The organism is Kribbella lupini (assembly GCF_039529595.1).
Lineage (GTDB): Bacteria > Actinomycetota > Actinomycetes > Propionibacteriales > Kribbellaceae > Kribbella > Kribbella lupini.
The window spans coordinates 794682-820517 of the sequence record NZ_BAAANC010000002.1; the positions used below are offsets into that span (position 1 = coordinate 794682).

26 protein-coding genes are annotated in these 25836 nt (G+C 69.7%); 7 read left to right on the forward strand and 19 right to left on the reverse strand.

Going from position 1 to position 25836, the window contains the following annotated elements; translation table 11 throughout:
* Window positions 1–20: 20 nt before the first annotated feature.
* Window positions 21–440 carry a DUF2000 family protein gene (locus ABD235_RS17005; protein ID WP_344175121.1) on the reverse strand — a complete coding sequence of 140 codons (420 nt, stop codon included), beginning with the start codon at window positions 438–440 and terminating at the stop codon, window positions 21–23.
* A 45-nt stretch (window positions 441–485) separates the two neighbouring features.
* A complete protein-coding gene (locus tag ABD235_RS17010; RefSeq protein WP_344175123.1) occupies window positions 486–893 on the reverse strand; it encodes a MarR family winged helix-turn-helix transcriptional regulator in 408 nt (135 codons plus the stop codon).
* A 71-nt stretch (window positions 894–964) separates the two neighbouring features.
* Between ABD235_RS17010 and ABD235_RS17015 the strand changes: the two genes are divergently transcribed.
* A complete protein-coding gene (locus tag ABD235_RS17015) occupies window positions 965–1780 on the forward strand; it encodes an alpha/beta fold hydrolase (protein ID WP_344175124.1) in 816 nt (271 codons plus the stop codon).
* Here ABD235_RS17015 and ABD235_RS17020 read toward each other — a convergent pair.
* The gene (locus tag ABD235_RS17020) at window positions 1755–2579 is read right to left on the reverse strand and encodes a M55 family metallopeptidase (RefSeq protein WP_344175126.1); all 825 of its coding nucleotides are present in this window, start codon (window positions 2577–2579) and stop codon (window positions 1755–1757) included. The genes ABD235_RS17015 and ABD235_RS17020 overlap by 26 nt on opposite strands.
* A gap of 54 nt (window positions 2580–2633) precedes the next feature.
* Between ABD235_RS17020 and ABD235_RS17025 the strand changes: the two genes are divergently transcribed.
* Complete coding sequence (locus ABD235_RS17025) at window positions 2634–3425, forward strand: helix-turn-helix transcriptional regulator (RefSeq protein WP_344175127.1); 792 nt, start codon at window positions 2634–2636, stop codon at window positions 3423–3425.
* A gap of 7 nt (window positions 3426–3432) precedes the next feature.
* Here ABD235_RS17025 and ABD235_RS17030 read toward each other — a convergent pair whose 3' ends face one another.
* From ABD235_RS17030 to ABD235_RS17060, 7 genes are all read right to left on the reverse strand, one after another.
* Window positions 3433–3672: an SCO4848 family membrane protein gene (locus ABD235_RS17030; RefSeq protein ID WP_344175128.1), complete on the reverse strand. Its 240-nt coding sequence runs from the start codon at window positions 3670–3672 to the stop codon at window positions 3433–3435.
* A gap of 143 nt (window positions 3673–3815) precedes the next feature.
* Window positions 3816–6584: a helix-turn-helix transcriptional regulator gene (locus ABD235_RS17035; RefSeq protein ID WP_344175129.1), complete on the reverse strand. Its 2769-nt coding sequence runs from the start codon at window positions 6582–6584 to the stop codon at window positions 3816–3818.
* A 200-nt stretch (window positions 6585–6784) separates the two neighbouring features.
* Window positions 6785–7510: a FadR/GntR family transcriptional regulator gene (locus ABD235_RS17040; RefSeq protein ID WP_344175130.1), complete on the reverse strand. Its 726-nt coding sequence runs from the start codon at window positions 7508–7510 to the stop codon at window positions 6785–6787.
* Window positions 7511–7627: 117 nt separating this feature from the next.
* A complete protein-coding gene (locus ABD235_RS17045; protein WP_344175131.1) occupies window positions 7628–8407 on the reverse strand; it encodes a 3-oxoacyl-ACP reductase in 780 nt (259 codons plus the stop codon).
* Window positions 8408–9766: an aldehyde dehydrogenase family protein gene (locus ABD235_RS17050; protein WP_344175132.1), complete on the reverse strand. Its 1359-nt coding sequence runs from the start codon at window positions 9764–9766 to the stop codon at window positions 8408–8410.
* Window positions 9763–10485: a gamma-glutamyl-gamma-aminobutyrate hydrolase family protein gene (locus ABD235_RS17055; RefSeq protein ID WP_344175133.1), complete on the reverse strand. Its 723-nt coding sequence runs from the start codon at window positions 10483–10485 to the stop codon at window positions 9763–9765. Before ABD235_RS17055 ends, ABD235_RS17050 begins: the two co-directional genes overlap by 4 nt.
* The gene (locus ABD235_RS17060; RefSeq protein WP_344175134.1) at window positions 10466–11830 is read right to left on the reverse strand and encodes a glutamine synthetase family protein; all 1365 of its coding nucleotides are present in this window, start codon (window positions 11828–11830) and stop codon (window positions 10466–10468) included. The genes ABD235_RS17055 and ABD235_RS17060 overlap by 20 nt, the downstream gene beginning before the upstream one ends.
* A gap of 151 nt (window positions 11831–11981) precedes the next feature.
* On the opposite strand from ABD235_RS17060, the gene eat reads away from it, so the two are divergent.
* The gene (gene eat, locus ABD235_RS17065) at window positions 11982–13421 is read left to right on the forward strand and encodes an ethanolamine permease (RefSeq protein WP_344175135.1); all 1440 of its coding nucleotides are present in this window, start codon (window positions 11982–11984) and stop codon (window positions 13419–13421) included.
* Between the two features lie 12 nt (window positions 13422–13433).
* Here the strand turns inward: eat and ABD235_RS17070 are convergent, their stop codons facing one another.
* Complete coding sequence (locus ABD235_RS17070; protein WP_344175136.1) at window positions 13434–13640, reverse strand: hypothetical protein; 207 nt, start codon at window positions 13638–13640, stop codon at window positions 13434–13436.
* A 245-nt stretch (window positions 13641–13885) separates the two neighbouring features.
* On the opposite strand from ABD235_RS17070, the gene ABD235_RS17075 reads away from it, so the two are divergent.
* From ABD235_RS17075 to ABD235_RS17085, 3 genes are all read left to right on the forward strand, one after another.
* Window positions 13886–14827 (forward strand): zinc metalloprotease, encoded by a 942-nt coding sequence (locus tag ABD235_RS17075; RefSeq protein WP_344175138.1) that lies wholly within the window; start codon window positions 13886–13888, stop codon window positions 14825–14827.
* A gap of 132 nt (window positions 14828–14959) precedes the next feature.
* Window positions 14960–15340 carry a hypothetical protein gene (locus tag ABD235_RS17080; RefSeq protein ID WP_344175139.1) on the forward strand — a complete coding sequence of 127 codons (381 nt, stop codon included), beginning with the start codon at window positions 14960–14962 and terminating at the stop codon, window positions 15338–15340.
* A gap of 123 nt (window positions 15341–15463) precedes the next feature.
* Entirely contained in the window at window positions 15464–16597 is a 1134-nt protein-coding gene (locus ABD235_RS17085) for a D-alanyl-D-alanine carboxypeptidase family protein (RefSeq protein ID WP_344175141.1), read from the forward strand.
* Here ABD235_RS17085 and ABD235_RS17090 read toward each other — a convergent pair.
* Complete coding sequence (locus tag ABD235_RS17090; RefSeq protein WP_344175143.1) at window positions 16594–17715, reverse strand: YihY/virulence factor BrkB family protein; 1122 nt, start codon at window positions 17713–17715, stop codon at window positions 16594–16596. The two genes, ABD235_RS17085 and ABD235_RS17090, sit on opposite strands and share 4 nt — an antisense overlap.
* A 54-nt stretch (window positions 17716–17769) precedes the next feature.
* Window positions 17770–18282, reverse strand: a complete 513-nt coding sequence (locus ABD235_RS17095) for a 2'-5' RNA ligase family protein (RefSeq protein WP_344175145.1) — start codon at window positions 18280–18282, stop codon at window positions 17770–17772.
* Between the two features lie 295 nt (window positions 18283–18577).
* Between ABD235_RS17095 and ABD235_RS17100 the strand changes: the two genes are divergently transcribed.
* A complete protein-coding gene (locus tag ABD235_RS17100) occupies window positions 18578–19129 on the forward strand; it encodes an alpha/beta hydrolase (RefSeq protein ID WP_344175147.1) in 552 nt (183 codons plus the stop codon).
* A gap of 29 nt (window positions 19130–19158) precedes the next feature.
* Here the strand turns inward: ABD235_RS17100 and ABD235_RS17105 are convergent, their stop codons facing one another.
* From ABD235_RS17105 to ABD235_RS17130, 6 genes are read right to left on the reverse strand one after another with little or no spacing between them, the layout of a single operon-like run.
* Window positions 19159–20187 (reverse strand): iron-siderophore ABC transporter substrate-binding protein, encoded by a 1029-nt coding sequence (locus tag ABD235_RS17105; protein ID WP_344175148.1) that lies wholly within the window; start codon window positions 20185–20187, stop codon window positions 19159–19161.
* 57 nt (window positions 20188–20244) lie between these two features.
* Window positions 20245–21591 carry an N-acetylglucosamine/diacetylchitobiose ABC transporter substrate-binding protein gene (gene ngcE / locus ABD235_RS17110; RefSeq protein ID WP_344175149.1) on the reverse strand — a complete coding sequence of 449 codons (1347 nt, stop codon included), beginning with the start codon at window positions 21589–21591 and terminating at the stop codon, window positions 20245–20247.
* A 10-nt stretch (window positions 21592–21601) separates the two neighbouring features.
* Complete coding sequence (locus ABD235_RS17115; protein ID WP_344175150.1) at window positions 21602–22495, reverse strand: carbohydrate ABC transporter permease; 894 nt, start codon at window positions 22493–22495, stop codon at window positions 21602–21604.
* Window positions 22492–23490, reverse strand: a complete 999-nt coding sequence (locus ABD235_RS17120; protein WP_344175151.1) for a carbohydrate ABC transporter permease — start codon at window positions 23488–23490, stop codon at window positions 22492–22494. The genes ABD235_RS17115 and ABD235_RS17120 overlap by 4 nt, the downstream gene beginning before the upstream one ends.
* A gap of 2 nt (window positions 23491–23492) precedes the next feature.
* A complete protein-coding gene (gene ngcE, locus ABD235_RS17125; protein ID WP_344175152.1) occupies window positions 23493–24911 on the reverse strand; it encodes an N-acetylglucosamine/diacetylchitobiose ABC transporter substrate-binding protein in 1419 nt (472 codons plus the stop codon).
* 23 nt (window positions 24912–24934) lie between these two features.
* Window positions 24935–25744, reverse strand: a complete 810-nt coding sequence (locus tag ABD235_RS17130; protein WP_344175154.1) for a sugar isomerase domain-containing protein — start codon at window positions 25742–25744, stop codon at window positions 24935–24937.
* Window positions 25745–25836: the final 92 nt, after the last annotated feature.

Here is a 25836-nt window from a genome sequence, read left to right on the forward strand (position 1 = left end):
TCTCCGGGGCGCTGGGCGTCTTACGGGTGCATGCGGGCGCCCTTCAGCACCTTGTCCACGGCGTTCTTCGGTCCGTGCAGCGCGATCCCGACCAAGTCCAGTTCAGCTTGCCGGACCGCCTTCACGGCCGCGCGGTTGTCGCGGTCGTTGCCGGTAGCAAACAAATCGGCGGTGAACACCGAGTGCGGGAGCTCCCGCCCGAGCACCCGCCCGTGCGAGATCGCCATCTGCTCCTTGGAGCCCTCGAACACGAGCACCGGCTGCCGGAACATCGGTAGGTACGGCGTGCCGTCGGCGTCCTCGTACGGCAGGCCCAGCAGCTCCGGCTGAGCGGTCGCCAGCCCGGACACCAGGAACGCGGTCACGTTCAGCCGCTGCCACACCGCCAGGTCGTCCCGCAGCAGCACAGCGATCTTCGTGTCGAATCTGATCTCATCCACAGGCCCAAAGCTGCCGCGCCGGACGGCCCGGTGGCTTGTACGTTCTTAACGAGTCGCCTTCGTGAGCAGCTCGAGCAAGGTGACCTGCTCGGCTTTCGACAACTGCCCGATCGAGTCGGCCAGGACGGCGTCGAGGATCCGTCCGCCCTGCTCACGAATGCGCTCACCCTCTGCCGTGAGCTGGTGGCGGACCGCCCGGCCCGGGCCCTCGCGTCGCTCGATCAGACCGCGGGCGGTCATCCGGGCAGCGAGCGAACCCATCGACTGGTCGGTCTGGAAGGTCAGCTGGGCGAGTTCGTGCAGCGACGCGTCCGGCTGTTCGTGCAGGTGTCTGAGCACGTCCCACTGCGGCAGCGAGACGCCGAGCTCGGCGAGCTCCTTGCCGGCAGCGGAGTGGTGGCGCCACTGCAGACGCTTCACGGCCAGCCCGATCTCCCGCAGCGAAGGCTTCACCCGACGCAGCGTATCAGCTTCCTTAGATAAGGCTCTGGACTAACTAAGGAAGCTGATCTAAGGTTCCTTATATGACGACAGCGAGTACCACCCGCCAGGGCATCCGGCTGACCGAGCAGGGCAGCGGACCGGCCGTTCTGCTGCTGCACGGTGGCGGCGGGCCGCAGACCGTCGCGGCGTTCGCCGATGTACTGGCCGATCGGCACGTCTACACGCCGACGCACCCCGGGTACGGCGGCACCGCGCGGCCGGATGCGCTGCGTACTCCTGCAGACCTGGCCCGGCTCTACGTCGACCTGCTCGACGAGCTCGGCCTCACGGACGTGACCGTCGTAGGCAACTCGATCGGCGGGTGGATCGCCGCCGAGATGGCGCTGCTCGAGTCGACCGCCGGCACCTCGGCGGCGTCGGCGGCGGGCTCGGCCCGGAGGCGGATCGGCGCGATCGTCCTGGTCGATGCCGTGGGCATCGAGGTCCCCGGTCACCCGGTCGCCGACTTCTTCGCGCTCAGCTTCCCCGAGATCGCACGGCTCAGCTACCACGATCCGGAGGCGTTCCGGATCGACCCGGACGCGCTGCCGCCGGAGGCTCAGGCGCAGCTCGCGGCGAACCGCGCCACGCTGGCCGTCTACGCGGCGCAGGGCATGACGGATCCCGGGCTGCTGGCGCGACTGGGCGGCATCGACGTTCCGGCGCTGGTGGTGTGGGGCGACAGCGACGGCATCGCGGGGCCGGCGTACGGGCGCGCTTTTGCCGCGGCGATTCCTGGCGCCCGGTTCGAGCTGCTCGAGAACACCGGGCACCTGCCGCAGTTGGAGAGCCCGCAGCAGCTCGCGGCCGTCGTACGGGCTTTCTCGGGGGTCAGCAGTACGGCGGGTTGCTCGTGACCGCGGTCGCCACGCGGAGGTACAGGTTGAAGAGGCGGTAGAGGTGGAGCATGTCGCCCTCGGTGGTGATGGTGCGGTCGTCGGTCTTCTTGAGTCCGGGGATCGCCAGGAGGTGCGAAGCGACTGAAGCGGACTGCCAGCGGACGGTCAGTTGGTGGGTGGCCTGAGGAGTGACGTTCGGCAGCTCGGTCAGGGCCGCTGTGACCGTCTGCTCGATGCCTGCTCGGGACTCGGTGACCGGGACGAGCTGCGCGGCGAAGCGGTCCTTGGCTTGTTTGACCGCAAAGGCCTGGATCCGTGGGTCCCACGCACGAGCCTCGGCGCACGCGGTGTCGTCGCCGGTGAGCGCAACCACCGGTACGCCGTACGCCGCGGCGGCCGCGTGCAGGAGCCCGATCTCGCCGGCCGGCTGGTCGTCGAGCCAGATGTCCTCGATCTCGTGGCCCATGAAGCTGTGGCTGAGCACGCCGAGGGTGCCGGCCCGGGAGTGGAAGCCGACACAGACGACCGCGTCGAAGTCCGGCGTCAGGCCCTCGATCATGCCCATCGGCTTCGGGCGGCCCTTGATCAGCAGGGCGCGCGGGTCGAGCAGGTCGGGCAGCAGGTTGCGCATCGGGCCGTGGGCGTCGTTGACCAGCACGTACGTCGCGCCGGCGGCGTACGCGCCGCGGACGGCGGCGTTGACGTCCTCGGTCATCAGCCCGCGGCCGCGCTCGTAGTCGCGGCCGGGCGGCTGGACGTCCTCGGCGTCGACCAGGCCGGTGATGCCTTCCATGTCCGCGCTGATGTAGACCTTCACCCGTTCCCCCGCCTCTTTCGCCGCTGTCAGCAGGCAAGCGTAGTGTTCTGAAGGGTGAGCGCGAGTGCGCAGGTACGGGCCTGGCGGCCGGAACTGAACGGTGTCGTCGAGGTGCTGCACGCCTACTTCCCGTCGCACGCCTACCCGAGCCACACCCACGACGCCTGGACGGTCCTGCTCGTCGACGAGGGCGTCGTCCGGTACGACCTGGACCACCGCGAGCACGGCCTGAGCCGCGCGCAGGTGTCGATCCTGCCGCCCAACGTGCCCCACGACGGCCGGTCGGTCCGCCCGGAGGGGTTCCGCAAGCGGGTGCTGTACCTGGAGCCCGACCGGCTCGGCATCGACCGGATCGGCGCTGCCGTCGACCAGCCCGAGCTGCTCGACCCACTGCTCCGGCAGCGCATCGAGCAGCTGCACGGCGTACTGGCGGTGGGTCAGGAGCCGCTGGAGGCGGAGAGCCGCCTCACGCTGATCGAGGAGCGCCTACGACAGCACCTCGAGCGCCAGGTCGTCGCACCGCCCGACCGGCGGGACGTGGGAGTCGCCAGCCGGCTGCGTGAGGTGCTGGACGCGCACCTCCCCGGCGGGATCACGCTGGACGAGGCGTCGACGCTGGTGCACGCCCACCCGGCGCACCTCGTCCGCGCGTTCAGCCGGGAGTTCGGCATGCCACCCCACCGGTACCTGACCGGTCGTCGCGTCGACCTCGCCCGCCGGTACCTGCTGGAGGGCCGCCCGGCCGCCGAGGTCGCGACACTGGCCGGCTTCTACGACCAGTCCCACCTGACCAGGCACTTCCGCCGCATGCTCGGCGTGACCCCGAGCCGCTTCGTCAAGCCTTGACGTCGAGCTACCGCGCGTCGACCTTCGCCGGCGATTCCGCCTTCGAGGCCTTGTACGCCTTCACGCCCCACGTGCCGAGCAGGCCGGCGATCCCCAGGTTGACCACGATCAGCACGGTGTGCGCGACGTAGTACCCGGTCGGGCGGTTCTCGGTGGCGGCGAGGTTCTTGATGAAGGTCACGTACGTGACGACGTTCCAGACCGCGATCGCGATCAGCACCAGGGCATGCTTGCGTTCCAGTTTCACCCTGCCAGTGTGCACGTAGGGGGCGGCCGCGCCTCACTCGGCCGCCCCAAGCGAGGGGCGAGCTCTCTACGTGAGAACGACCCTGCTCGACGGCCGGACGGACAGCAAGGGACAGCAAGCTACTGGCGGGTCACCTCAAGGGATTACCTTTGCGCGACATCGGGGCCGCGGTCGACCGTGCGCAGCAGCTGGGTCCGGTTGGCGACGCCGAAGCGCCGGTACAGCCGGGTGAGCTGCGACTCGACGGCCTTCACGCTCAGGTACAGCGCGGCGGCGATCTCGCGGTTGGTGGACCCGTCGCGGACCATCGCGACGATCTGCAGCTCGTTGTCGGTCAGCTCGGACGGCTGCCGGCTGCGGCTCGGTACGTCGAGCCGCGCGAGCTCCGTCTCGGCGACCTCCCGCCAGGCGGGCGCGCCGTACTGCTCGAACTGCTCGATCGCGTCCAGGAACGCCGTCCGGGCGACCGAGCGCCGCCGCGCCTGCCGCGCGACCCGCCCGCGGGTCAGCTCGCAGCGCGCGAGGTCGAGCGGGTACACGTGGTCCCCCGCGGTCGCGATCGTCTTCTCCAGCAGGTCCAGCGCCGCCGCCGGGTCGCCCTGCTTGGCGATCAGCAACGCCTCGGACCGCGCGAGACCGACCCGGACCACCTCGCGGTCGAGCGTGTCGGCCCGCTCGCGGATCTCCGCGATCAGCGCCGCCGCGTCGTCCAGCCGGCCGGAGGCGACCAGCGCCTCGGCGTAGTCCGCGTGCCACGGGATCACGGCCGGGTCGTACGGCATCGCCGCCTCCCCCGACTCCGCGATCGCGTCGAAGGCCTCGACCGCCCGCTGCGGATCACCGACCAGTACGCCGACCAGCCCGACCGCGGACAGCGCCGGACCGGTCCACTCGTCGTTGCCGATCACGCGGACCGCCTCGAGCGACGCCTCGGCCATCTCGCGCGCCATCGTCGCCGTCCCGCCGGCCCACTCGGCGCGGGCGGCGATCACCATGCCGACCTCGGGCTCGTCGCCCAGGTCCTGCATCAGCTGGAGGCACTCGTGCCCGGCCGTCAGCGCGTCGGCCCCACGGCCGCTGCGCTCGTAGATCGCGGTCGCCGAGATCAGGATTCCGGCCAGCCAGCGCACCGCGCCGCCGACGCGGACCTCCTCGACGAGCGTGCTGATGCCTTCGATCGCCGCCGCGTTGTTGCCGCGGAACAGCTCCCGCATCGCTGCCATCTGCCGCGCGTGTACCACGCTCTTGGTCAGCGGCAGCCCGATCGCCAGCTCGCCGGCCAGGCCGAGCAGCCGGTCCGACGTCTGGCCGCCACCGACCGCGACCTCGACCGGGTGCGCCGCGCTCAGCGCGTCGACCAGGGCCTCGGTGTCGCCGCAGCGACGGGCCAGCTCCTCGGCGACGCGGGCGTCCTCGCGCGCGTCGTCCAGCCGGCGATCGAAGTACGCGCTGTGGCTGCGCATGATCCGCACCTGCGCCTCGAGCCGGTCGTTGCCCTCGGCAGCCTCGAACGCCTCGGCGAGCAGGTCGATCCGTTGCTCGCGCTCCGGCCAGGCAGCGTCGACGAGCAGCAGCAGCGCCGGAACCTTGACCTCGGCAACGGTCGCGGCCTGTACGGCGAGCCGAGCCATCTCCGCCGACTCCACCAGGTGCCCAGCGGCGGCAGCGTCGTCAGCGGCTCGGGTCAATCGCCGGGCACGGTCGTCCGGCGCGTCGGCCGGGGTCCTGTCGGCGGCGAGGCGCCAGAGCGTCGCAGCGGCGCCGAGCGCCCCACGAGCGCCTGCGGTCGTCCCGGCCTCCTCCAGCGCGGCGGCGAGGCCCGCGTCGGCCTCCTGGGTCGCCAGGGCCCGGTGAGTGGCGTTCTCGACCGGCTCCTCGACCACCGCGGCCAGGCAGGCGTGGGCCTGCCGTCGCGCGGCCGACGTCGCCTCGGCGTACACGAACTCGCGCAGCAGCGGGTGGTTGAACCTCAGCCGCTCCGACGAGACGTCGATCAGCCCGAACCCCTCCGCCTCGGCCAGCTCCGCGTCGACCGAGCGGCCCAGCGAAGCGGCCAGCTGGGACGTGGTCGGGCGCGGGGAGGCGGACGCGTGCAGGAGCAGCTCGTGCGTCGCCGGGCTGAGGTCGGCCAGGCGGTCGCCGAGCAGCGTCTTCAGCCGGCTCGACACCGGGAGCGGGTCGTTCGGCGAGACGCCCTGCGGGTGCCGCAGTACCGCACGGCCCAGCTCGAGCGCCATGAACGGGTTGCCGTCGCTGGCCGTGTAGATGCGCCGGGCGGTCCGTACGGGAAGCGGACTGGAGAGCCGGTTGCGCAGGAGAGCCAGTACGTCGGGCTCGGCCAGCGCCGGCACCTCCAGCTGCAGCACCGGCTCCGGGCACGCCTCGGCCATCACCGGAAGGTCACCGTCGGCCACCTGCTCGGTGGCCAGCATGTGCACGCCCTCGGTCAGCCGGCGGGCGCAGAAGGTCAGCACTTCGAGACTGGACGGATCGACCCACTGGATGTCGTCCACGACCAGCAGCACCGGGCCGGACGCCGCCAGGCGCCGCAGTACGTGCAGTACGGCGAGGCGCACGGCCAGCTCGTCCCGGACCGTGTCCGGCGCGCTGGCCTTGAGCAGTGCGACCTCCAGCGGCTGGCGCAGGTGGTCGGGCAGCACCTGCCAGGCCAGCTCGAGCTGGTTGGACAGGAGGTCCAGCAGCGTGACGTACGGCAGGCCGGCCTCGCTCTGGGAGGGGGCAGCACTCAGCACGCGCCAGCCGGAGCGGGCGCGGTCGGCGACGAGCGCGCGGCCCAGCGCGGACTTGCCGATTCCGGTCGGGCCGTAGAGCAGCACGGAGCCACTGGTCTCGAGCTGCGTCCGCGCGCGCTCGACCAGTCCGGCGCGCCCGACCAGCTCGTCGTCAGTCATCGATCAACATTCTCCCCGAAGGATTACATTCGCGGACATCACAGTCGAGTGCTACCGGACACGGCGAGTGTCACACACGGATATCTGGACGCCACCACTTCGTTACCCATCTGTTCGCGCCTGGTTTGGCCCACTGGTGCCAACGGCTCCGGCGTGTCGCGCCGCAGTACGCCGGATTTCCCCCATTTGCGCCCGGCGGGTCAGCTCAGGAAGGCCCGCAGCAGGGCCGCGGTGCCGGCCAGGTGCTCCTGCATCGACGTCCGCGCGCCGGGCGCGTCGCCGGCCAGGATGGCGTCGACGATCCGCTGGTGCTGCTCGTCGGAGTGCACGATGTTGCGTTCGAGCAGCGGAATCGCGTCGAGCAGGGCGTTCAGCCGCATCCGGACGTCGGCGACCGCGGTGGTCAGCGACGGCGAGCCGCTCACCTCGGCGATCGCGAGGTGCAGCCGCGAGTCCATCCGCCGATAGTCGGTCAACTTGGCCGTCGCGGTGTCGGCCAGGCACCGGGTGAGGTGGTCGCGCTCCTCGACACCGAGAGCGCGCGAGGCCGCCGCCTCGGCCGCACCGACTTCCAGGGCCGAGCGGAGGACCAGTGCGTCTTCGAGGCCGTCACCGAGCTCTCTGGCCAGCTTCTTCGCGCCGACCCGCTTCGGGCGTGGCAGGCGGGTGTTGACGAACGTTCCGCCGTACCGGCCGCGGCGCGACTCGACGTACCCGGCTTCGGTGAGCGCGCGGATCGCCTCCCGCAGCGTGACGCGGGAGACGTTCAGCCGCGCCGCGAGGTCACGCTCGGACGGCAGGCGCTCGCCCGGACCGACCACGCCGAGCTTGATCGACTGCAGCAGCCGCTCGACGGTCTCCTCGAACGGGTTGCCCGCCCGCACCGGCCGGAACAGCGCCTCCCCAGCGCGCGCCTCCTCGACCACACCGCCACCTCTCCCCCGTCGGATCCCTCACCCTAAATCCCCCACTGCCCCGACCTTGTGCACCGACCAGCCGTTCTCGGCGCGTTGCCGTGACCGGCCGGTGCTCAAAGTCAGCCTTCAGAGCGGGGTTACGTATGCGCCCGAGATGCCGCCGTCGACGAGGAACGTGTTGGCCGTGATGAACGACGAGTCGTCGGAGGCGAGGAACGCGACCGCGGCGGCGATCTCCTCGGGTTCGCCGAAGCGGCCCATCGGGACGTGCACGAGACGGCGCTGGGCGCGTTCGGGGTCTGCGGCGAACAGTTCCTGCAGCAGCGGCGTGTTCACCGGGCCCGGGCAGAGCGCGTTGACGCGGATCCCCTGCCGGGCGAACTCGACGCCCAGCTCGCGGCTCATCGCCAGGACGCCGCCCTTGGACGCCGAGTACGAGATCTGCGACGTCGCCGCGCCCATCACGGCCACGAACGACGCGGTGTTGATGATCGAGCCTTTGCCCTGGCGCTGCATGTACGGGATCGCCGCCTTGCAGCACAGGTAGACCGAGGTCAGGTTGACCTCCTGCACCTTGCGCCACGCCTCCAGCCCGGTGTCCAGGATCGAGGCGTCCTCGGGCGGCGAGATCCCCGCGTTGTTGAACGCGATGTCGACCGCCCCGAAGGTGTCGAAGGCCTGCTGGAACAGGGTGTCCACCGCGGAAGCGTCGGTGACGTCGGTCGGCACGAACAGCCCGCCCACCTCGTCGGCCGCGGTCTTGCCCGCGACGGGATCGAGGTCCCCGATCACGACCTTCGCGCCCTCGGCCGCGAGCCGCCGTACGCTCGCCAGGCCGATACCGCTCGCGCCGCCGGTCACGACGGCGACCCGGCCTTCGAGGCGGTGTGCCTTCACGTCACTCATTCAGTCCTCCGTGCTGATGAAGATGTTCTTGGTCTCGGTGAACGCGGCCAGCGCGTCCGGACCGAGCTCGCGGCCGAGCCCGGACTGCTTGAAGCCGCCGAACGGCGTGGAGTAGCGCACCGACGAGTGCGAGTTCACCGACAGGTTCCCCGCCTCGATGCCACGGCTGACCCGCAGCGCGCGCCCGACGTCGCGGGTCCAGATCGATCCGGACAGCCCGTACGCCGAATCGTTGGCGCGCCGGATCGCGTCGGCCTCGTCGTCGAACGGGACCACCACGACGACCGGGCCGAAGATCTCCTCGGTCAACGCCGGCGAGTCCTCGGCGAGCCCGGTCAGCACCGTCGGCGGGAACCAGTACCCCGGCCCGTCCGGCGCGCTCCCGCGGAAGGCCAGCGACCCGGCGTCGACGTACGACGCCACCCGCTCGCGCTGCTGGGCCGAGATCAGCGGTCCCATCTCGGTCGTGGCGTCGCTCGGATCGCCCACGCGGACGCCCTGCACCGCCGGCTCGAGCAGCTCCAGGAACCGGTCGTGCACCGAGCGCTCGACCAGGATCCGCGAGCGCGCGCAGCAGTCCTGCCCGGCGTTGTCGAACACGCCGTACGGCGCCTGCGCCGCGGCCTTCTCCAGATCCGCATCGGCGAAGACCACGTTCGCGGACTTGCCGCCGAGCTCCAGCGTCACCCGCTTCACCTGGTCGGCGCAGCCCGCCATCACCTGCTTGCCGACGCCGGTCGAACCCGTGAACACGACCTTGCGCACCGCCGGATGGGTGACGAACCGCTGCCCGACGACCGTGCCCGCGCCCGGCACGATCTCCAGCACGCCCGGCGGAATCCCCGCCTCCAGCGCCAGCTCGCCGATGCGGATCGCGGTCAGCGGGGTCAGCTCGGCGGGCTTCAGTACGACGGTGTTGCCGGCCGCGAGGGCCGGTGCGAAGCCCCAGCCGGCAATGGGCATCGGGAAGTTCCACGGCACGATCACGCCGACCACGCCGAGCGGTTCGGCCACGGTCAGATCGATGCCTCCAGCAACGGGAATCTGCCGGCCGAACAGGCGCTCGGGCGCGGCCGCGTAGTAGTGCAGGACGTCGCGGACGTTGCCCGCTTCCCAGCGGGCGTTGCCGATCGTGTGGCCGGCGTTCTCCACCTCGAGCGCGGCCAGGTTCTCCAGGTCGGCGTCGACCGCGTCGGCGAACCGGCGCAGCAGCCGCCCGCGGTCCGCGGGGGCGACCGCGCGCCAGGTGGTGAACGCCTCGGCGGCGCGAGCGATGGCCGCATCGGTCTGCTCGACCGAGGCGAGCTCGACCGTGCGGACCACCTTCTCGGTGGCCGGGTTGATCACGTCGTACGTCACGGGGTTCTTCTCCTCGATGCTTCGGCGACCAGGGCGGTGAACAGCCGCAGGTCGTCGGGGTTCTCCTCGGGGTGCCACTGCACGCCGAGCGCGAATTCCTTGCCCGTCACCTCGGCCGCCTCGACCGTGCCGTCTCCGGCGCGGGCCGTCACCCGCAGGCGGTCGGCGACGACGTCGAGGGCCTGGTGGTGGTAGCAGTGCACGGTCGTCCGGTCGCCGAACAGGGTGCTGGTCAGCGTATCCGGTTCGATCTTGACGTCGGTGCGGCCGAAGATCGCGGGCGACGGGCGGTGCTCGTCGTGGCCGACCGCTTCGGGCAGGTGCTGCTGCAGCGTGCCACCTAGGGTGACGTTCAGCATTTGCAGGCCGCGGCAGATCGCGAGCAGCGGAAGGTCTTTGTCCAGGGCAGCCTGGATGAGCACCTTTTCGTGCTCGTCGCGGCCCGGTCTGGTGTCGACGGTCTCCGAGTGCGGCACAGCGCCGTACGAGGTGGGGTCGACGTCGCAGCCGCCGGCGATCACGAGCCCGTCGAAGAGGTCGAGGATCGACGGGTCGGTGCCGACGGGCGGGAGGAGGATCGGTGTACCGCCAGCCGCGACCACCGAATCGAGATAGACCCGCGGCAGGAGCGCGGCGTCACGCTCCCACACTCCCCAGATCGTCGGCTCGAGATAGGTGGTGATGCCGATCCGTGGCCTCTCAGAGCCGTTCGAAACCACGGACCCGCTCCCAGTCGGTGACGGCGGCGTCGTACGCGTCCAGCTCCACCCTGGCCGCGTTGAGGTAGTGGTCGACCATCTCGTCGCCGAACGCCTGGCGCGCGATCTTCGAACCGCCGAACAGCGCCGACGCCTCGCGCAGCGTCGTCGGGACGTGCGGTTTGTCGCTGGTGTAGGCGTTTCCGGCGAGCAGCGGCTCGAGCTCCAGCTCGTTCTCGATGCCGTGCAGGCCGGACGCGATCAGCGCGGCGACGGCCAGGTACGGGTTCACATCGCCGCCAGGCAAGCGGTTCTCGACGCGCAGCGACTGGCCGTGGCCGACGACGCGGAGCGCGCACGTGCGGTTGTCAAGACCCCACGCGACCGCTGTGGGCGCGAAGCTGCCGGCCTGGAAACGCTTGTACGAGTTGATGTTCGGCGCGAGCAGGTAGGTCAGCTCGGGCAGACAGGCGAGCTGGCCGGCGATGAACTGTTCCATCAGCACGCTGAACCCGTGCTCGCGGTCCCCCGCCAGGACCGGGTCGCCGTCGGCGCCGCGGAAGCTCAGGTGGATGTGGCAGGAGTTGCCTTCGCGTTCGTCGTACTTGGCCATGAAGGTCAGGCTCTTGCCGTGCTTGACCGCGATCTCCTTCGCGCCGGTCTTGTAGATCGAGTGGTTGTCGCAGGTCTTCAGCGCTTCGTCGTACCGGAAGGCGATCTCCTGCTGGCCGAGGTTGCACTCGCCCTTGGCCGACTCGACGTACAGGCCGGCGCCCTCCATCGAGTTGCGGATGTCGCGCAGCAGCGGCTCGATCCGCGCGGTGCCGAGCAGCGAGTAGTCGACGTTGTACTGGTTCGCCGGATCGAGGTCCTGGTACCCCTTGGACCAGGCCTGCTCGAAGGTGTCGTTGAACACGATGAACTCGAGCTCGGTGCCGACGTACGCCGTGAGGCCGCGCTCGGCGAGCCGGTCGAGCTGCGCCCGGAGGATCTGCCGCGGGCTCGCCGGCATCGGTCGACCGTCGAGCCACTGCACGTCGCAGATGACCAGCGCGGTGCCGTCGAGCCAGGGCAGCAGCCGGAGCGTGTCGAGGTCGGGGGCCATCAGCAGGTCGCCGTACCCGCGTTCCCACGAGGACATCTCGTAGCCGTCGACGGTGTTCATGTCGACGTCGACGGCGAGCAGGTAGTTGCAGCCCTCGGTGCCGTGCTGCACCACCTCCTCGAGGAAGTAGCGCGCGCCGCAGCGTTTGCCCTGCAGCCGGCCCTGCATGTCGGTGATCGCGACCAGGACGGTGTCGATCTCTCCCTTGCCCACCAGGTCCCGCAGTTGCTGCACGGTCAGCTTGCCGGTGGTTGAGGCCACGGTCACTCCCGGGTTCTATTGGTCTGCGGTCAGTCCATTGACGCAACTGCCCGGCGCGATGTCAATGTGTCCGTTCCCTTGACACCGGCCCGCGGCGCGAGGAACCTCGTGGCCATTCCTAGTGGTATGCCCGTAGACCATTGGAGCCACGATGAGCCGGAAGACCTCGCGCGTCGACTACCAGCAGGTGGGCAAGGAGTACCTCGAGCAACGCCAGCTGCGCCGAGGCGCGGCCGGCTGGGTGCTGCTGGCCGGGCTGGGGGTCGCCTACGTCATCTCCGGCGACTTCGCCGGCTGGAACTTCGGTCTGGCCGAGGGCGGCTGGGGCGGGCTGCTGATCGCGACCGTGCTGATGGCCACGATGTACACCTGCATGGTGTTCGGGCTGGCCGAGCTCGCGTCGGCGATCCCCGTGGCCGGCGCCGGGTACGGCTTCGCGCGGCGGGCCCTCGGGCCGTTGGGCGGTTTCGCCACCGGGACCGCGATCCTGATCGAGTACGCGATCGCGCCGGCCGCGATCGCCACCTTCATCGGCGGGTACATCGAGGCGCTCGGCCTGTTCGGGCTGACGTCGAGCTGGCCTGTCTACCTGGGCTGCTACGTGATCTTCATCGGCATCCACCTGTACGGCGTGGGCGAGGCGCTGCGGCTCACGATGGCGATCACCGCGATCGCCGTGGTGGCGCTGGTGGTGTTCGTGGTCGCGATGATCCCGCAGTTCGACGCCGACAAGCTGTTCGACATCGTGCCGAACGATGCCGCGGGGGCGAGCGAGTTCATCCCGTTCGGGTACGCCGGGGTGCTGGCCGCGCTGGTCTACGGGATCTGGTTCTTCCTGGCCGTGGAGGGTGTGCCGCTGGCCGCGGAGGAAGCCCGCGACCCGGTCCGCGACATGCCGCGCGGGATCATCACCGCGATGGGCGTCCTGCTCGTCTTCGCCGCGCTGATGCTCGTCTTCACCGCCGGCGGCGCGGGATCAGCTGTCGTCGCCGAGTCGGACAACCCGTTGCCGCTGGCCCTTCGTACGGCGTTGGGCGGTGATCCCTGGGTCGCCGACTTCGTCAACTACGTCGGCCTTGCGGGCCTCGTCGCGAGCTTCTTCTCGATCGTCTACGCGTACTCGCGGCAACTCTTCGCGCTCTCCCGCGCCGGCTACCTGCCGCGCTTCCTGTCGGTCACCGGCAAGCGCAAGACGCCGTACCTGGCCCTGCTCGTCCCCGGCGCCATCGGCTTCCTGCTCGCCGCCATCACCCAGGACGGCGCCCTCCTGATCAACATCGCGGTCTTCGGCGCCACGGTGTCGTACGTGCTGATGACGCTGTCCCACATCGTCCTGCGCGTCCGCGAACCCGACCTCGCCCGCCCGTACCGCACCCCCGGCGGCACCGTCACCACCGGCATCGCCCTCGTCCTGGCCGTCATCGCGGTGATCGCCACCTTCTTCGTCGACAAACTGGCGGCAGCGATCACCGCGGCCATCTTCCTCGCCGCCATCGCCTACTTCTGGTTCTACAGCCGCCACCACCTCGTCGCCTCGGCCCCCGAGGAGGAGTTCGCCGCCATCCAGCAGGCGGAGTCGGAGCTGTCCTAGCGAGAACGGCCGCTAGCGCTTCGAGCGGTTCGGGAGGCGGTCGGCGAGGCCTTCGAGGAGGCCGTAGCCGGCCAGGGAGAAGGCTCCGAGGGCGAGCAGGAACGCGCCGACCGCGAAGTCGATGTTGCTCGGTCGCAGGACGAGGCCGATGACGGCGAAGACGACGCCGATCACGGCGGACCAGACGATGACGCGGCGGCCCATGAAGGAGTAGCCCATGCCGGCGATGGTATCGGCGCGGCGAGTCATCCGGCCGCGCAAGTCAGCAGGTGCTCGCGCGGGACTGCGCTTCCTCTTTCAGGACCAACGTCGTGGGGCCGGCGGTTCGGGACGAGTGAGTGGCTTCGTCCGGTCCGGCGCAGTACTGCCGTGGCACTGGTGGGTCTTGGGGATCGGCGGAACCGTGCTGAAAATCGGGGGATTCGGCCGCACCGCCCAAGTGGCCCGATCTGGAGGAGCGCGTCATGCGATCTTTCGTCACCCGTCCCCGCGCGTTCGCCGTACTGCTGGTCGGTACGGCGCTCGCGTTCAGTCCGCTCGGTGGTCAGGCCCAGGCGAAGTTGCCGGCCGACGCGACCGGGAACCCGTGCTACAGCCCGGGCGAGTCCACGTCGGCGCGTGGTGGTCAGGAGGCCGACCACCGGGAGCTGAGCGCGGCCGAGCAGAAGTCCGTCGAGGCCAGGACCGCCGAGCTGCTCAAGGCCAAGCGGGCTCGCGGACTCGCGCCGGCAGCCGGCACGCTGGCCTCGGCGAACGTGCCGGTCTACATCCACGTCATGCGCAGCAGCAGCGGCGCCGGTGACGTCACCGCGACGCAGATCAACCAGCAGATCGCGGAGCTGAACCAGGACTTCGCCGGTGGCGAGTCCAGCGCGGCGGCGAACACCGGGTTCACGTTCACGCTGGCCGGGACCTACCGGTACAACAACAGCACCTGGCACCGCGACGGCCAGAGCACGACGTACCGGGCGCAGACCCGCAAGGGCGGCAAGAACGCGCTCAACATCTGGCTGGTCAACTTCAGCTACCTCGGCATCGCGACCTTCCCGTGGGACTACGCCAGCAACCCGTCGATCGACGGCATCCGGGTGCAGTACAGCTCGCTGCCCGGCGGCTCGTCGACGAACTTCAACCTCGGCAAGACCGCGACCCACGAGGCGGGCCACTGGTTCGGGCTCTACCACACCTTCCAGGGCGGCTGTACGTCGACGAACGACTCGGTCTCCGACACGCCCGCCCAGGGCAGCGCCAGCAGCGGCTGCCCGACCGGCCGGGACTCCTGCTCGCTGTCCGGGCTGGACCCGATCCACAACTACATGGACTACTCCTACGACTCCTGCTACAACCAGTTCACGCCGGGTCAGAGCACCCGGATCAGCAACATGTGGACGGCGTACCGGGCCTGAGTCCCGGCATCTGCTCCGTGGCCGGTCCCTCAACCTTGGCGGGGACCGGCCGCGGGTTCCACGGCGTACAACCCTTTGCCGGTGCCGTCGCGTCAGGACGGGCGACACACCATCGAGCGAAGGAGAAGTGCCTTGAGGAAGTCCGCGGTTCTTGTGTCCGTCCTGGTCGTCGGCACGCTGGCGGCTGCGCCCGTCGCTGCTCAGGCGGCCCCGGCGGGGGTCACCCAGCCGTACGGTCATCTCGTGTCCGGCACGACGTGGAGCACGGGTGGGACGTACGTCGCCAAGGGCGGCAAGATCGAGCTGACGCTGAAGACGCTGCCCAAGGCCACCGATGTGCTGGTCGAGGAGTGCGAGGGCGGTGGGGATCTGGGCGACGTCCAGACCTTCACCAAGAACGCGTCCCGGCACGTGCTGGCGACCGGGGTGGCGAAGGGGACGTGCTTCTTCGTGCTCCTGCAGCCGCACGCCGGCGCGGGTGACTACCGGGTTGGTGGAACGCTCAAGTACTAGATCTCAGAGCGCGTACGGCCCTTGATATGCCAACCGTCGAGGCCGCTCCCTCGCCTGGCAGGGTGCGGCCTTGGCAGGGGGTGTGCGTGGTTTTTGGGCTGGAGGTTGTCTAGAGTGCGGCCGATGCGTGTGCTCCTGACGGCGTGCGCGACCACCGTGATGCTGGTGGCCGGCCCGCTCACAGCGACCGCCGCCGCCCAGGGCTCGCGGAGCCCGGTCGGTGGCGTCCAGCTGACCTCGGAGGCGACGGTCGTGGCCGCGGGAGCGACGCCGCCGGCGGTACAGGCCGGGTCGTTCGTCGTCGCGGACCTCGACACGGGGACCGTGCTGGCCGCGAAGGCGCCGCACGCGAAGCTGCGGCCGGCCAGCACGCTCAAGACGCTGACGGCGCTGGTGCTGCTGCCGCGGCTGAACAAGGCCGACGTGGTGGTCGGGTCGGACGCCGATGCGGGGATCGAGGGCAGCAAGGTCGGGGTGTACCCGGGCCTGCGGTACTCGGTGGACCTGCTGTTCCAGGGGATGTTCCTCGCGTCCGGGAACGACGCCGTGCACGCGCTGGCCCAGCACGACCAGGGCGGGATCGCGGCGACCATCGACCGGATGAACAAGAAGGCCGAGGAGATCGGTGCGCTCGACACGCACGTGACGGATCCGACCGGGCTGGACGCGGACGGGCAGGTCTCCTCGGCGTACGACCTGGCGCTGTTCGCGCAGGCGGGGCTCGGGCGGCCGGACTTCGCGAAGTACGCGTCGACGAAGTACACGAACTTCCCGCTGGCCAAGGCCGGGACGTACCAGGTCGCGAACCAGAACAAGCTGCTGTTCAACTACGACGGCGCGCTGGGCGTCAAGACCGGCTACACGACGCTGGCCCGCAACACGTTCATCGGCGCCGCCCGGCGGGACGGGCACACGCTGGTCGTCACGCTGATGAACTCGCCGCACGGCATCACCGAGGACGCCACGAAGCTGCTCGACTGGTCCTTCAGCCACTACGACGCGCTGAGCCCGGTCGGGACGCTGGTCAAGCCCGTGACCAAGACCGGCCCGAACGTGTCGAAGAAGTCCGCCGCCGGTACGCCGCTGCCGAAGCGCACGCACACCGTCCTGATGCCGGCGCTCGCCGTGCAGTCGCTGGCGCTGAGAATCCCGTCCTGGGCGTACGCCGCGCCGCTGTTCCTGCTGCTGGCTGTCTTCCTGCGCAGGCCGAGGGCCCTACGGGTCCACAGCAAGAAGACCAGAGCCAGAAGACACTAACGCTTGAGTGAGCGGGCTGCTCTGGCCAGCTGGACGGTGATGGCGGTGGCGGTGGCGCCGAGTACGGCTCCGGCGGCCACGGCGACGGTGTCGGCCTTGCGCGCCGGGATCGGGACGACCTTGAACTTCTTGCCGGGTGGGCCCGGGAGCAGGCCGTTCTCGTCCGGTTCGGGGTTGGTGGAACCGTTCGTCCGCCGCCGCGGGACCACCTGCTCGGTCTCGAACGGCATCGCGGCGCGGGCGGCTTCCTCGGCCTCGCCGGTGTGCCAGCGGTGGTCGAGGGTCGCTTCCTTGGTCCAGGCGGCGATCAGCATGATGACGCGCGTCATCAGGTAGATCCAGACCAGCAGCGCGAGCGGCAGCGCCAGAGCGCCGTACGCCGCGTTGCTGCCGATCACGTGCTTGACGTAGGCGTTGCCGAGCTTCTGGGCGGCGAAGAAGACGATGCCGCCGGCAACCGCCGCGATCAGCGCGACCTTGCGGGGCAGGATGATCCGCGGCATCGCGGTCTGCAGGTACAGGAACAGGACGGCGCCGGCCGCGACGCCGACCACCACGCTGATCAGGCCGAGACCCCAGTCCGCCAGCCAGGTGCCGTCGAGGTCGACCCACCCGACGATCTTCTTCGACAACCCGGACAGCACCGACGAGGCGAGCGTGGCGAGGATGCCGATCAGGCCGAGGCCGACCAGCGCGCCGAGGTCGGTCACCTTCAGCTTGACCGCGTTGCCCGGCTGGTCGTCCAGCTCGTGCATCGACCGGATCGAGGCGCGCAACGAGTCGATCCAGCCGAGGCCGGTGAGCAGCAGGGAGACGCCGGAGATCAGCCCGATGGTGCCCGCGTTGGCGATCAGCGAGTCGATGTCGATCTGGTCGCCGATGCCCGGCAGGTTCTTGGCCAGGGCCTTCTTCATCACGTCGATCGCGCTCTTCGGGAGCAGCGCGCCGACGACGGCCGCGGACAGCACGATCAGCGGGAACATCGACAGGAAGCCGAAGAAGCTCGTTGCCCCGGCCAACCGGTTGCCGCGCCGGTCGCCGTACCGCTTCCAGGCCCGCCACAGCTGCGTGCGGCTGAACCGCGCCCAGACCGCCTTGCCCCGTTCCTTGACGCCCATTGCTCTCCTGTACCCGTCCTGCCCGCCTGTACGCCGTACAGCCTGGCAGGTGGGTCAGCCCTTGAGCGGGAAGGCGCGCTGCGGCCGCCAGACGCCGTCGGCGCCGTGCTCGTACCGGCTGAACGCGGAGACGTCGAAGGCGCAGTCGTAGTCCGCGAGCGTGTCGTACGCGCGGTCCAGCGACTCCTTGTCGAGGTCGTGGGCGACCGTGACGTGCGGGTGGTACGGGAACCGCAGGTCGACCGCGAGCGGGCCGGAGCGGACCTGCGACTGCAGGACCTCGCACGACGAGATCCCCTCGGCCAGCGTGACGAACACCACCGGTGAGATCGGGCGGAACGTCGCGGTGCCGCGCAGGCGGATCCGGAAGCTCGGGAACCTCGCGGCCAGCTCGAGGAGGTGCTCGTCGATCCGCGGGAGGTCCTCGTCGGGGACCTCGGTCGGCGGCAGCAGCGTCACGTGGGTCGGGATCGAGGAGGCCATCGGGTCGCCGAAGTCGGCCCGGTACTTCTGCAGCTCCGAGCCGAAGGGTTCTTCGATCGGAATCGCGACACCGATCGTCGCCATCCGGCGCCTACCGCCCCGACGCCGGGGCGACGGGAGCGCTGGTGGGGTGCGCGGGGGCAGGAGCGAGGTCGAGGACGGCTGCTGACATACCCCGATTCTGACACCGCCCCGGGTCTGATCCGTAGCCGGGACTGTGTCGGGTTGCTCATAAGAAGGAAGTTATGAGGAGGCTGGAGGTCGGCGGTGCTGCGGCCGGGAGGGTTGCCGGGGGCTGAGGCCGCGGCGGCCGGGAAGAAAAGTTGGCCAGGGGCCTGGAGCGGGAGGTGGGCCGCGGTGTGGTCGTAGGGTCTTCGGCATGGGAACTCGTCGGGCTTTGGTGGTGCCGGGTGGGCAGTACGGGCCGCATGCTCCGTTGCTGATGTTCGCGGCGGACGCGGCGGAGCGGCGCGAGGCTGCTGTGGAGCACGTGGAGTGGACCAATCGCGAGGCCGCGCTGAAGTTGTCCGAGGCGGAGCTCGAGGCGTGGGTGATCGGCCAGGTGTCGCCGCGGCTGCCGTTGGGAGTGGCGGGGTCGGGGCTGCTGTTCATCGGGAAGTCGCTCGGCACGCACGCCGCGGCCCTGGCGGCTGAGCGGGGGCATCCGGCAGTGTGGCTGACGCCGTTACTGAAGTACAGGCAGGTCGTGGAGGCGCTGGAGCGATCCCGCTCGCCGTTCCTGCTGGTGGGCGGGACCAACGATCCACTGTGGGACGGCGACGTGGCGCGGCAGCTGACGCCGTACGTGCTGGAGGTCCCGGAAGCCGACCACGGGATGTACGTCCCCGGCCGGCTCGCCGCGTCCGCCGAGGTGCTAGGTCAGGTGGCTACCGCTGTCGAAGACTTCCTTGACGACGTGGTCTGGGTCTAGCCCGTTCAGCAACCTCTATCTGTTCGTCTCTAGGCCGTGGTGGCCGGGTTGCCGTCGACGGCTGCCTTCAGCTTGGGGACGAGCTGGTCGAGCACGATCGGCAGGCTGAGCACCGAGACGAAGCTGGTGGCGCCGTACAGCGGGTCGTCGTAGTTCTCCTCGACGAACACGTCGCGGCCCTGCGTGCGGACCGGGAGGTTCTTGTACAGCGGGTCGGCCTGCAGCTTCGCCGTGCCGCCCTTGGTCGGGAACCAGACCAGCGCCTGCTGGTCGAGCAGCCCGATCCGCTCCTTGCTGATGTTGGCGCCGAACTTGTCGCCGATCAGGCCGTCCAGACCGCTGGGCAGCGTGAAGCCCAGGTCGGTCAGCAGGCGCGAGCGCGGATCCTGGCTGCCGTAGATGAAGTACCCCTCGTACGGCGTCGCCATCAGCGCCGGCTTGCCCTGGAACTCGGGGTGCTCGGACCGGACGGTCGCGAAGCGCGCCTCGATGCTCTTCACCAGCTCATCGGCCTGCTTCGGCTTGCCGACGGCCTGGCCGACCGTACGGGCCGCGTCCTGCCAGGCGATACCGTAGTCCGGCAGGCCCGGCGGCTGCGCGACCGTCGGGGCGATCGCGGTCAGTTTCTTGTAGTCGTCGGCGGTGATGCCCGAGTACAGCCCGATGATCAGGTCCGGCTGCAGCGCCGCGATCTTCTCGAACTGGATGCCGTCCTTGTCGCTCAGCACCGTCGGCAGCGGCCGGTCGCCAAGCTTGTCCTTGGCCCACGGGAACAGCGCGCCGGGCTTCTCGCCGAACCACTCGGTGGTGCCGACCGGCGCGACGTCCAGCGCGAGCAGCGCGTCCTGCTCGATCAGGCCGACCGAAACCACCCGCTTCGGCGCCGCCTTGAGCTCGGCGGTGCCGAACTTGTTCTTGATCGAGACCGGGAACGCGCCGGCCTCCGAGGAGGCAGCCCCACCGCTCTCGGCCGCGGGCTCGTCGGTTCCGGAGCCGCACGAGGACAGGACGAACGGGACGACGGCCAGCAACGCGAGCGGTCGCAGCAGGGAGCGCATGGAGGACCTCACAGGAAGGGCAGGCTTACTTAGGTTGCCCTTACCTTACGAGATGGCTCAGTCCCGGTGGTACTTGGTGACCGAATCGTCCTGCTTGACCTGGTCCGCGACGGCCTGGATCCGGGCGGTCCACTCGTCGACCCGGAAGGCGCCGGCCAGGTATTGGCCCGTGAGCTGCCCCGCGGCCTTGCCCAGCGTCGGGTACCAGTCGGCGAAGTACCAGCTGATCGCCTGGTCCCCCGCCGCCGTCAGCAGGTCGCGCGCCGAGCGCAGCGCCGTACTGATCTCCTGACCGTCCGCAGCACCCCGTACGACGGTCAACCGGTTGGTCTCCTTGGTCACCTGCCCGGCGACCTCGCGCGACAGCATCGCCCGCAGGTACTCGACCCCGCCCGGCTCGTTCGGCCCCTTCGCCGGGACGAGCAGCGGCGACCCGGGCGTGACGTGCACGCCGCGCGGCAGCGCCGGCGACCCGTCCAGCGACGGCAGCGCGAACATGGTCAGCCCGAAGCCCGCCGGGATGACCGGCTTCATCTCGTTCTCCAGCCAGTTCCCGCACGGCAGCAGGCCGGCCTTCGACTGCAGCAGCCGGGTCTGCGAGCCGGTGTGGTCGAACTCGGCGCTCCCGGTCGCGATCAGCCCGCGCTTGGACAGCTCGCCGAACGCGGTAATGGCCCGGGTGACGCTCGGGTCCTTCCAGGCGCCGTCCTCGAGGTTGTCGATCCGCTTGGCGACGTCGTGCCCGCCGGTCTTCACCGCGAGCGTCATCACCGCCTCGAACACGTAGTACGGGTGCACCCCGGCGTACGTGAAGGGCCCGAGCCCCGCGGCCCTCATCTCGGCGCCGAGCGCGAGCAGCTCGGGCCAGGTCCGCGGCACGTCCCAGACACGCTGCTGGAAGAGCCGGGCGGAGTACCAGAGCCCGTAGACGTCGACCAGGTAGTTCAGCGACCGCAGCGTCCCGTCGTACCGGCCGGAGTCGAGCAGGCCGGGCAGTACGACGTCCTTGACCGCCTCGTCCTTGTTCTCCCACGAGGGCGCGGTCAGCAGCGGCCCGAGGTCGGTCAGGTGCCCGTCGGCGACCAGACGGCTGACGCTCAGAGCCTTGTCACCACTGTTCAGTACGACGTCCGGCGGGCTGCCCGCGGCGAACCGCGACTGCAGCAGGTCCCGCAGCTGCTTCGTCGGTGTGACGGTGACGACCGCCTGCTCGTACTTGCTCCGGTACTGCGGCGCGCCGAAGCCGCCGTACTCCTCGGAGACGACCACTTCCAAAGGCCGATCCCCGACGACACCGAACGGGTTGTCCTTCGTCCGGGCCGGTCCGCTGGGCTTCTCGGTCGAACAACCAGCAAGCAGGGCGCCCGCGAGAGCGCCCTGCAGTACCGTACGCCGCTTCAGCACGTCCCGAAGGCTACTTCACGCCTCCGGCGGTGACGGAGACCTGCAGCTGACGCTGGAAGACGATGTAGACGACCAGCACCGGCGCCACCGTGATCACCACGGCCGCGAACAGGGCACCGAAGTCGACCGCGTAGCCGGCCTGCGACGCGAACGACGCCATGCCCTGCGAGAGCACGTAGTTCTTCGAGTCGGTGTTCAGGGCGACGGGCAGCAGGAACTGGTTCCACAGGCCCAGGAAGTTGAAGATCGCGACCGACGCCATCCCCGGCCGGGCCATCGGCAGCATCACCGAGAAGAACGTGCGCCACTCTCCCGCGCCGTCGATCTGCGCCGCCTCGTAGATCTCGTGCGGCAGCGCCTTGAAGAAGCTGTGCAGGAAGAAGACCGTGAACGGCAGCGCGAACGCGACGTAGGTGATGATCAACCCTGGCAGGGTGTTCAGCAGCGAGAAGTTCTTCAGCACGAAGAACAGCGGCACGATCGCCAGGAAGACCGGGAAGGTCAGGCCGGCCAGCATCGAGTAGTAGATCAGCCGGTTGCCGGGGAACGTGAACCTGGCCAGCACGTAGGCGCACATCGCGCCCAGGATCATCACCAGCACCAGCGCGGTGCCCACGACGATCACCGTGTTGGCGAAGTAGCGACCGATACCGGCCGTCGTCCAGGCGTTGACGTAGTTCTCGAAGCGCAGCTTGCCCGGCAGCGCCAGCGGGTTGCCGAGGACCTCCTGCGTCGACTTGAACGAGGACAGCACGGTCCACACCAGCGGCAGGATCACCAGCAGCGACCACAGGATCAGCGCGATGTGGGCGGTGGTGGCCACGCCCCGGCCTTCCGGTGCCTGCTTGCCGGGCGCCCGGGAGGCCGGCACGGACCCGGCGCGGTCGGCGGTGGTTGTCGTCATGGGCGTACCTTCTTCTTCGGCTCACGTCCGCCGGTCAGGGCGTTCACGGTGAAGACCAGCAGCGCGAACAGCATCGTCACCGCGGCCAGGACCACGCCCATCGCCGTCGAGTACCCGAACTGGCCCTTGGTGAAGGCCGTCGTGAACAGCTGCTGGGGCATCACGAGGGTCGAGTTCTGCGGACCACCGCCGGGGTTCAGCGCCTGCATGTAGACGAACCCGTCGAGAGCGGCGATGCCGAGATAGATGTACGCCGTCTGCACGTTGTCGCGGATCAGCGGCACGGTGATGGACACCGCGCTGCGGAACCGGCCGGCGCCGTCGATCCGGGCCGCCTCGAACACCTCGGGCTCGATGCCCCGGATGGCGGCGATGAACAGCACCATGTAGAAGCCGACGAAGCCCCAGATCATCACGAACATCGAGGCCGGCATCGCGGTCCGCGCGTCACCGAGCCAGGCGTAGTTCTCGAACCCGGACAGGCCGATCTTCGACAGCAACGCGTCCAGCACGCCGGAGCCCGGGGTGAACACCTGGGCCCAGATCAGGCCGATCACGATGGCGGGGATGACGTACGGGAAGAACGAGACGATCCGGTAGAACCCGGCGTTGCGCAGTCCGCGGACGGTCCCGGTGCCGGAGCCGCCGATCGTCACCAGCGTGGCCAGCGTCAGCGCCAGCACGATCGTCACGATCGGTACGACGATCACCAGCAGCACGTTGTTGCGGACGGCCTTCAGGAAGATGTCGTCGTGGAACAGGCGCACGTAGTTGTCGAAGCCGACGAAGTTCATCCCCGAGCTGAACCCGGACCAGTCGGTCAGCGAGTACCACAGCGCCTGCACGAACGGCGACACCACGAAGATCACGAACACCGCCAGCGGCAGGCCGAGGAACACGACCATGAAGCTGACCCGGTCGAAGGTCAGCGGCCGGCGGCGCCGCCGGACGGCGGACCGCTGGGGTCCGCCGTCCGGCACGACATCTGGCGTCATGGTCACTTGGTGACCGGGATCTTCTTGACGGAGCTGTCGTTGCGCACCTTGTCGGTGATCTGCTGCAGGCCCTTGGTCAGGCCCGCCGCGTCCAGCTGACCGGACAGGAACGAGTTCCAGACCACCAGCTGGTCGGTGTTCATGCCGTACAGGCCGAAGACCTGGTAGTCGAAGACGTTCGTGCCGGCCGCGTCGAGCATCGCGGTCTGCGACTGCAGCGCGGTCGAGCCGAAGCCGTCGGCGGGAACCAGGCCCTTGACGATGGTCGGCGCGAGCCGGGTCTTGGCGAAGTTGGTCGCCGCCTCCTTGGACAGCATCGCCCGCAGCAGCTCCTTGCCACCGGCAACGTTCTTGCCCTTGGCCGGGACGATGAACGGCTCGCCGGCCGCGCTCCGCAGCGACTCGTAAGGCAGCTTCGGGCTCTCGGTCAGGGTCGGCTCCGGGACGCCCTTCATGTTGAAGCCCGACTTGGTGGCCTTCTTCATCTCGTTCTCGATCCACGAGCCCGAGGGGTAGAGGATGGCCTGCTGGTCGTTGCTCCACTTCGCCTGGGCGGCGGTGAACTGGGTGCCGGCGCCGCCGGGCACGAAGTACCCGTTCTTGACCATCGTCTCCAGGGCCTTGAAGATGCCCTGGAACTGCGGCATCGACCAGCAGTTCTCCTTGAGGTTCTCCAGCGCCAGCCGGACCTCGTCGCCACCCTCCTTGATGGCGCCGTCGACGGCCATCGTGTGGTAGTAGGTGGCGGCTTCCTTGCCCCAGACGAACAGGTACTTGCCCTTGGCCTTGGCCTTGGCGCCGAGGTCGAGCAGCGCGTCGTAGGTCTTCGGCGGCTCCCAGCCGTTCTCCTTGAACAGGCTGTCGGAGTACCAGATGCCGTACAGGGTGAGCACGTAGTTCATCGCGACGAACTTGCCGTCGTAGGTGCCCGGGTTCTTGGCGCCCGGGTACAGGGTGTCGGCGATCTTCGTGCCCTCGTAGTTGTTGGCCTCGAAGACGTCGTCGAGCGTCGACAGCTGGTCCAGGATCGTGTTGAAGCCGATCTGGTTCGCGCCGGAGTTGTCGATCAGGTCCGGCGGGTTGCCGCCGACGAAGCGCGGCTGCAGCTGCTGGGCGATCTGGGTGGACGGGGCGACCTTGAACGTCGAGCCGGCGAACTTCTTCTGCGCGATGTCGGCCGCGAACTGCACGTAGTCGTACCCGTAACCACCGTTGAAGATGACCGCGTCGACGGTCGCCTTGTCCGCCATACCGAACGGGTTGTCGGCCGTCTTGTCGGCGCCGCCACCGGTGGAACCGTTGTCGTCGCTGCCGCTGCCGGCGCAGGCCGCCAGGAGCGTGCTGCCGCCGGTGGCCAGCAGGGTGCCGACCGCCGCGCGCTGCAGGAACAGGCGCCGCGACAGTTTGTTGGGAGTACTCATGGTCCCGCCTTCCAAGGTGTGTTTCAGGCAGTACGACGGATCCGGCCGGCGTACTTTGCTTCCAGGGCGTGGTTGTGGTCGTCGCCGCCGGGGATGTTGGCCGACAGGTAGACCGGTGGGGTTTCGCCTGCCTCGGCCAGCCGGCGCAGGACCTCAGCGACCAGCATCTGCGCGATCAGCGCGGCGGTGATGGACGACACGGCGCAAACCTTGCCGAATCCCGGCAGGTCGAGCACGGAGTCGCCGTACGGCGCGTGGTTGTCGAGCACCACGTCGGCGAAGTCGATCAGCTTCTTGCCCGACGGGTGCCGCGAGTCGACGCCGGCCGTGTGCTGCAGCGACGTGATCGCGATCAGGGGGTGACCGTGCTCCTTGACGACTGATGCCAGCTCGACGATCGAGCCGTTGACGCCGGAGTTGGAGGCGATCACGAACAGGTCGTTCTGCTGCGCCGCGCTCAGCTCGTACAGCCGGCGCGAGATCGACGGGTCCCGCTCGAGCTCGCCGCTGCGCAGCAGCTCGACCGGCTCACCACCGAGCAGGACCAGGTCGCGCAGCGCGAGCCGGTTGGTGGCGATCAGGCCACCGGCGCGGCCTGCGATCTCCATCGCGAGCGCCTCGGAGTGACCGGACCCGAAGGCCTGGATCACCCCGTCGTTGCGCAGCGAGGTGACGAAGAGGTCCGCGGCGTCCTGGATCGGACCGTCGATCTGCTCGGTGACAGCGGCCAGGATCGGCGTCAGAGTGTGAACATACGACTGCGCACTGACGCCACCGGTGTTCGTTCCGGTTCCCGCGTGCGCGCCCGTGCTGCCGTCCGTCGTACTGGCCATCAGAGGCCCCGCCCCTCCACTAATGTGTTCGCCGCGACACACCTGGTGCCGACAAGTGCGCAAGTTTGCGGTTTGCTGGACAGAACTTTTCT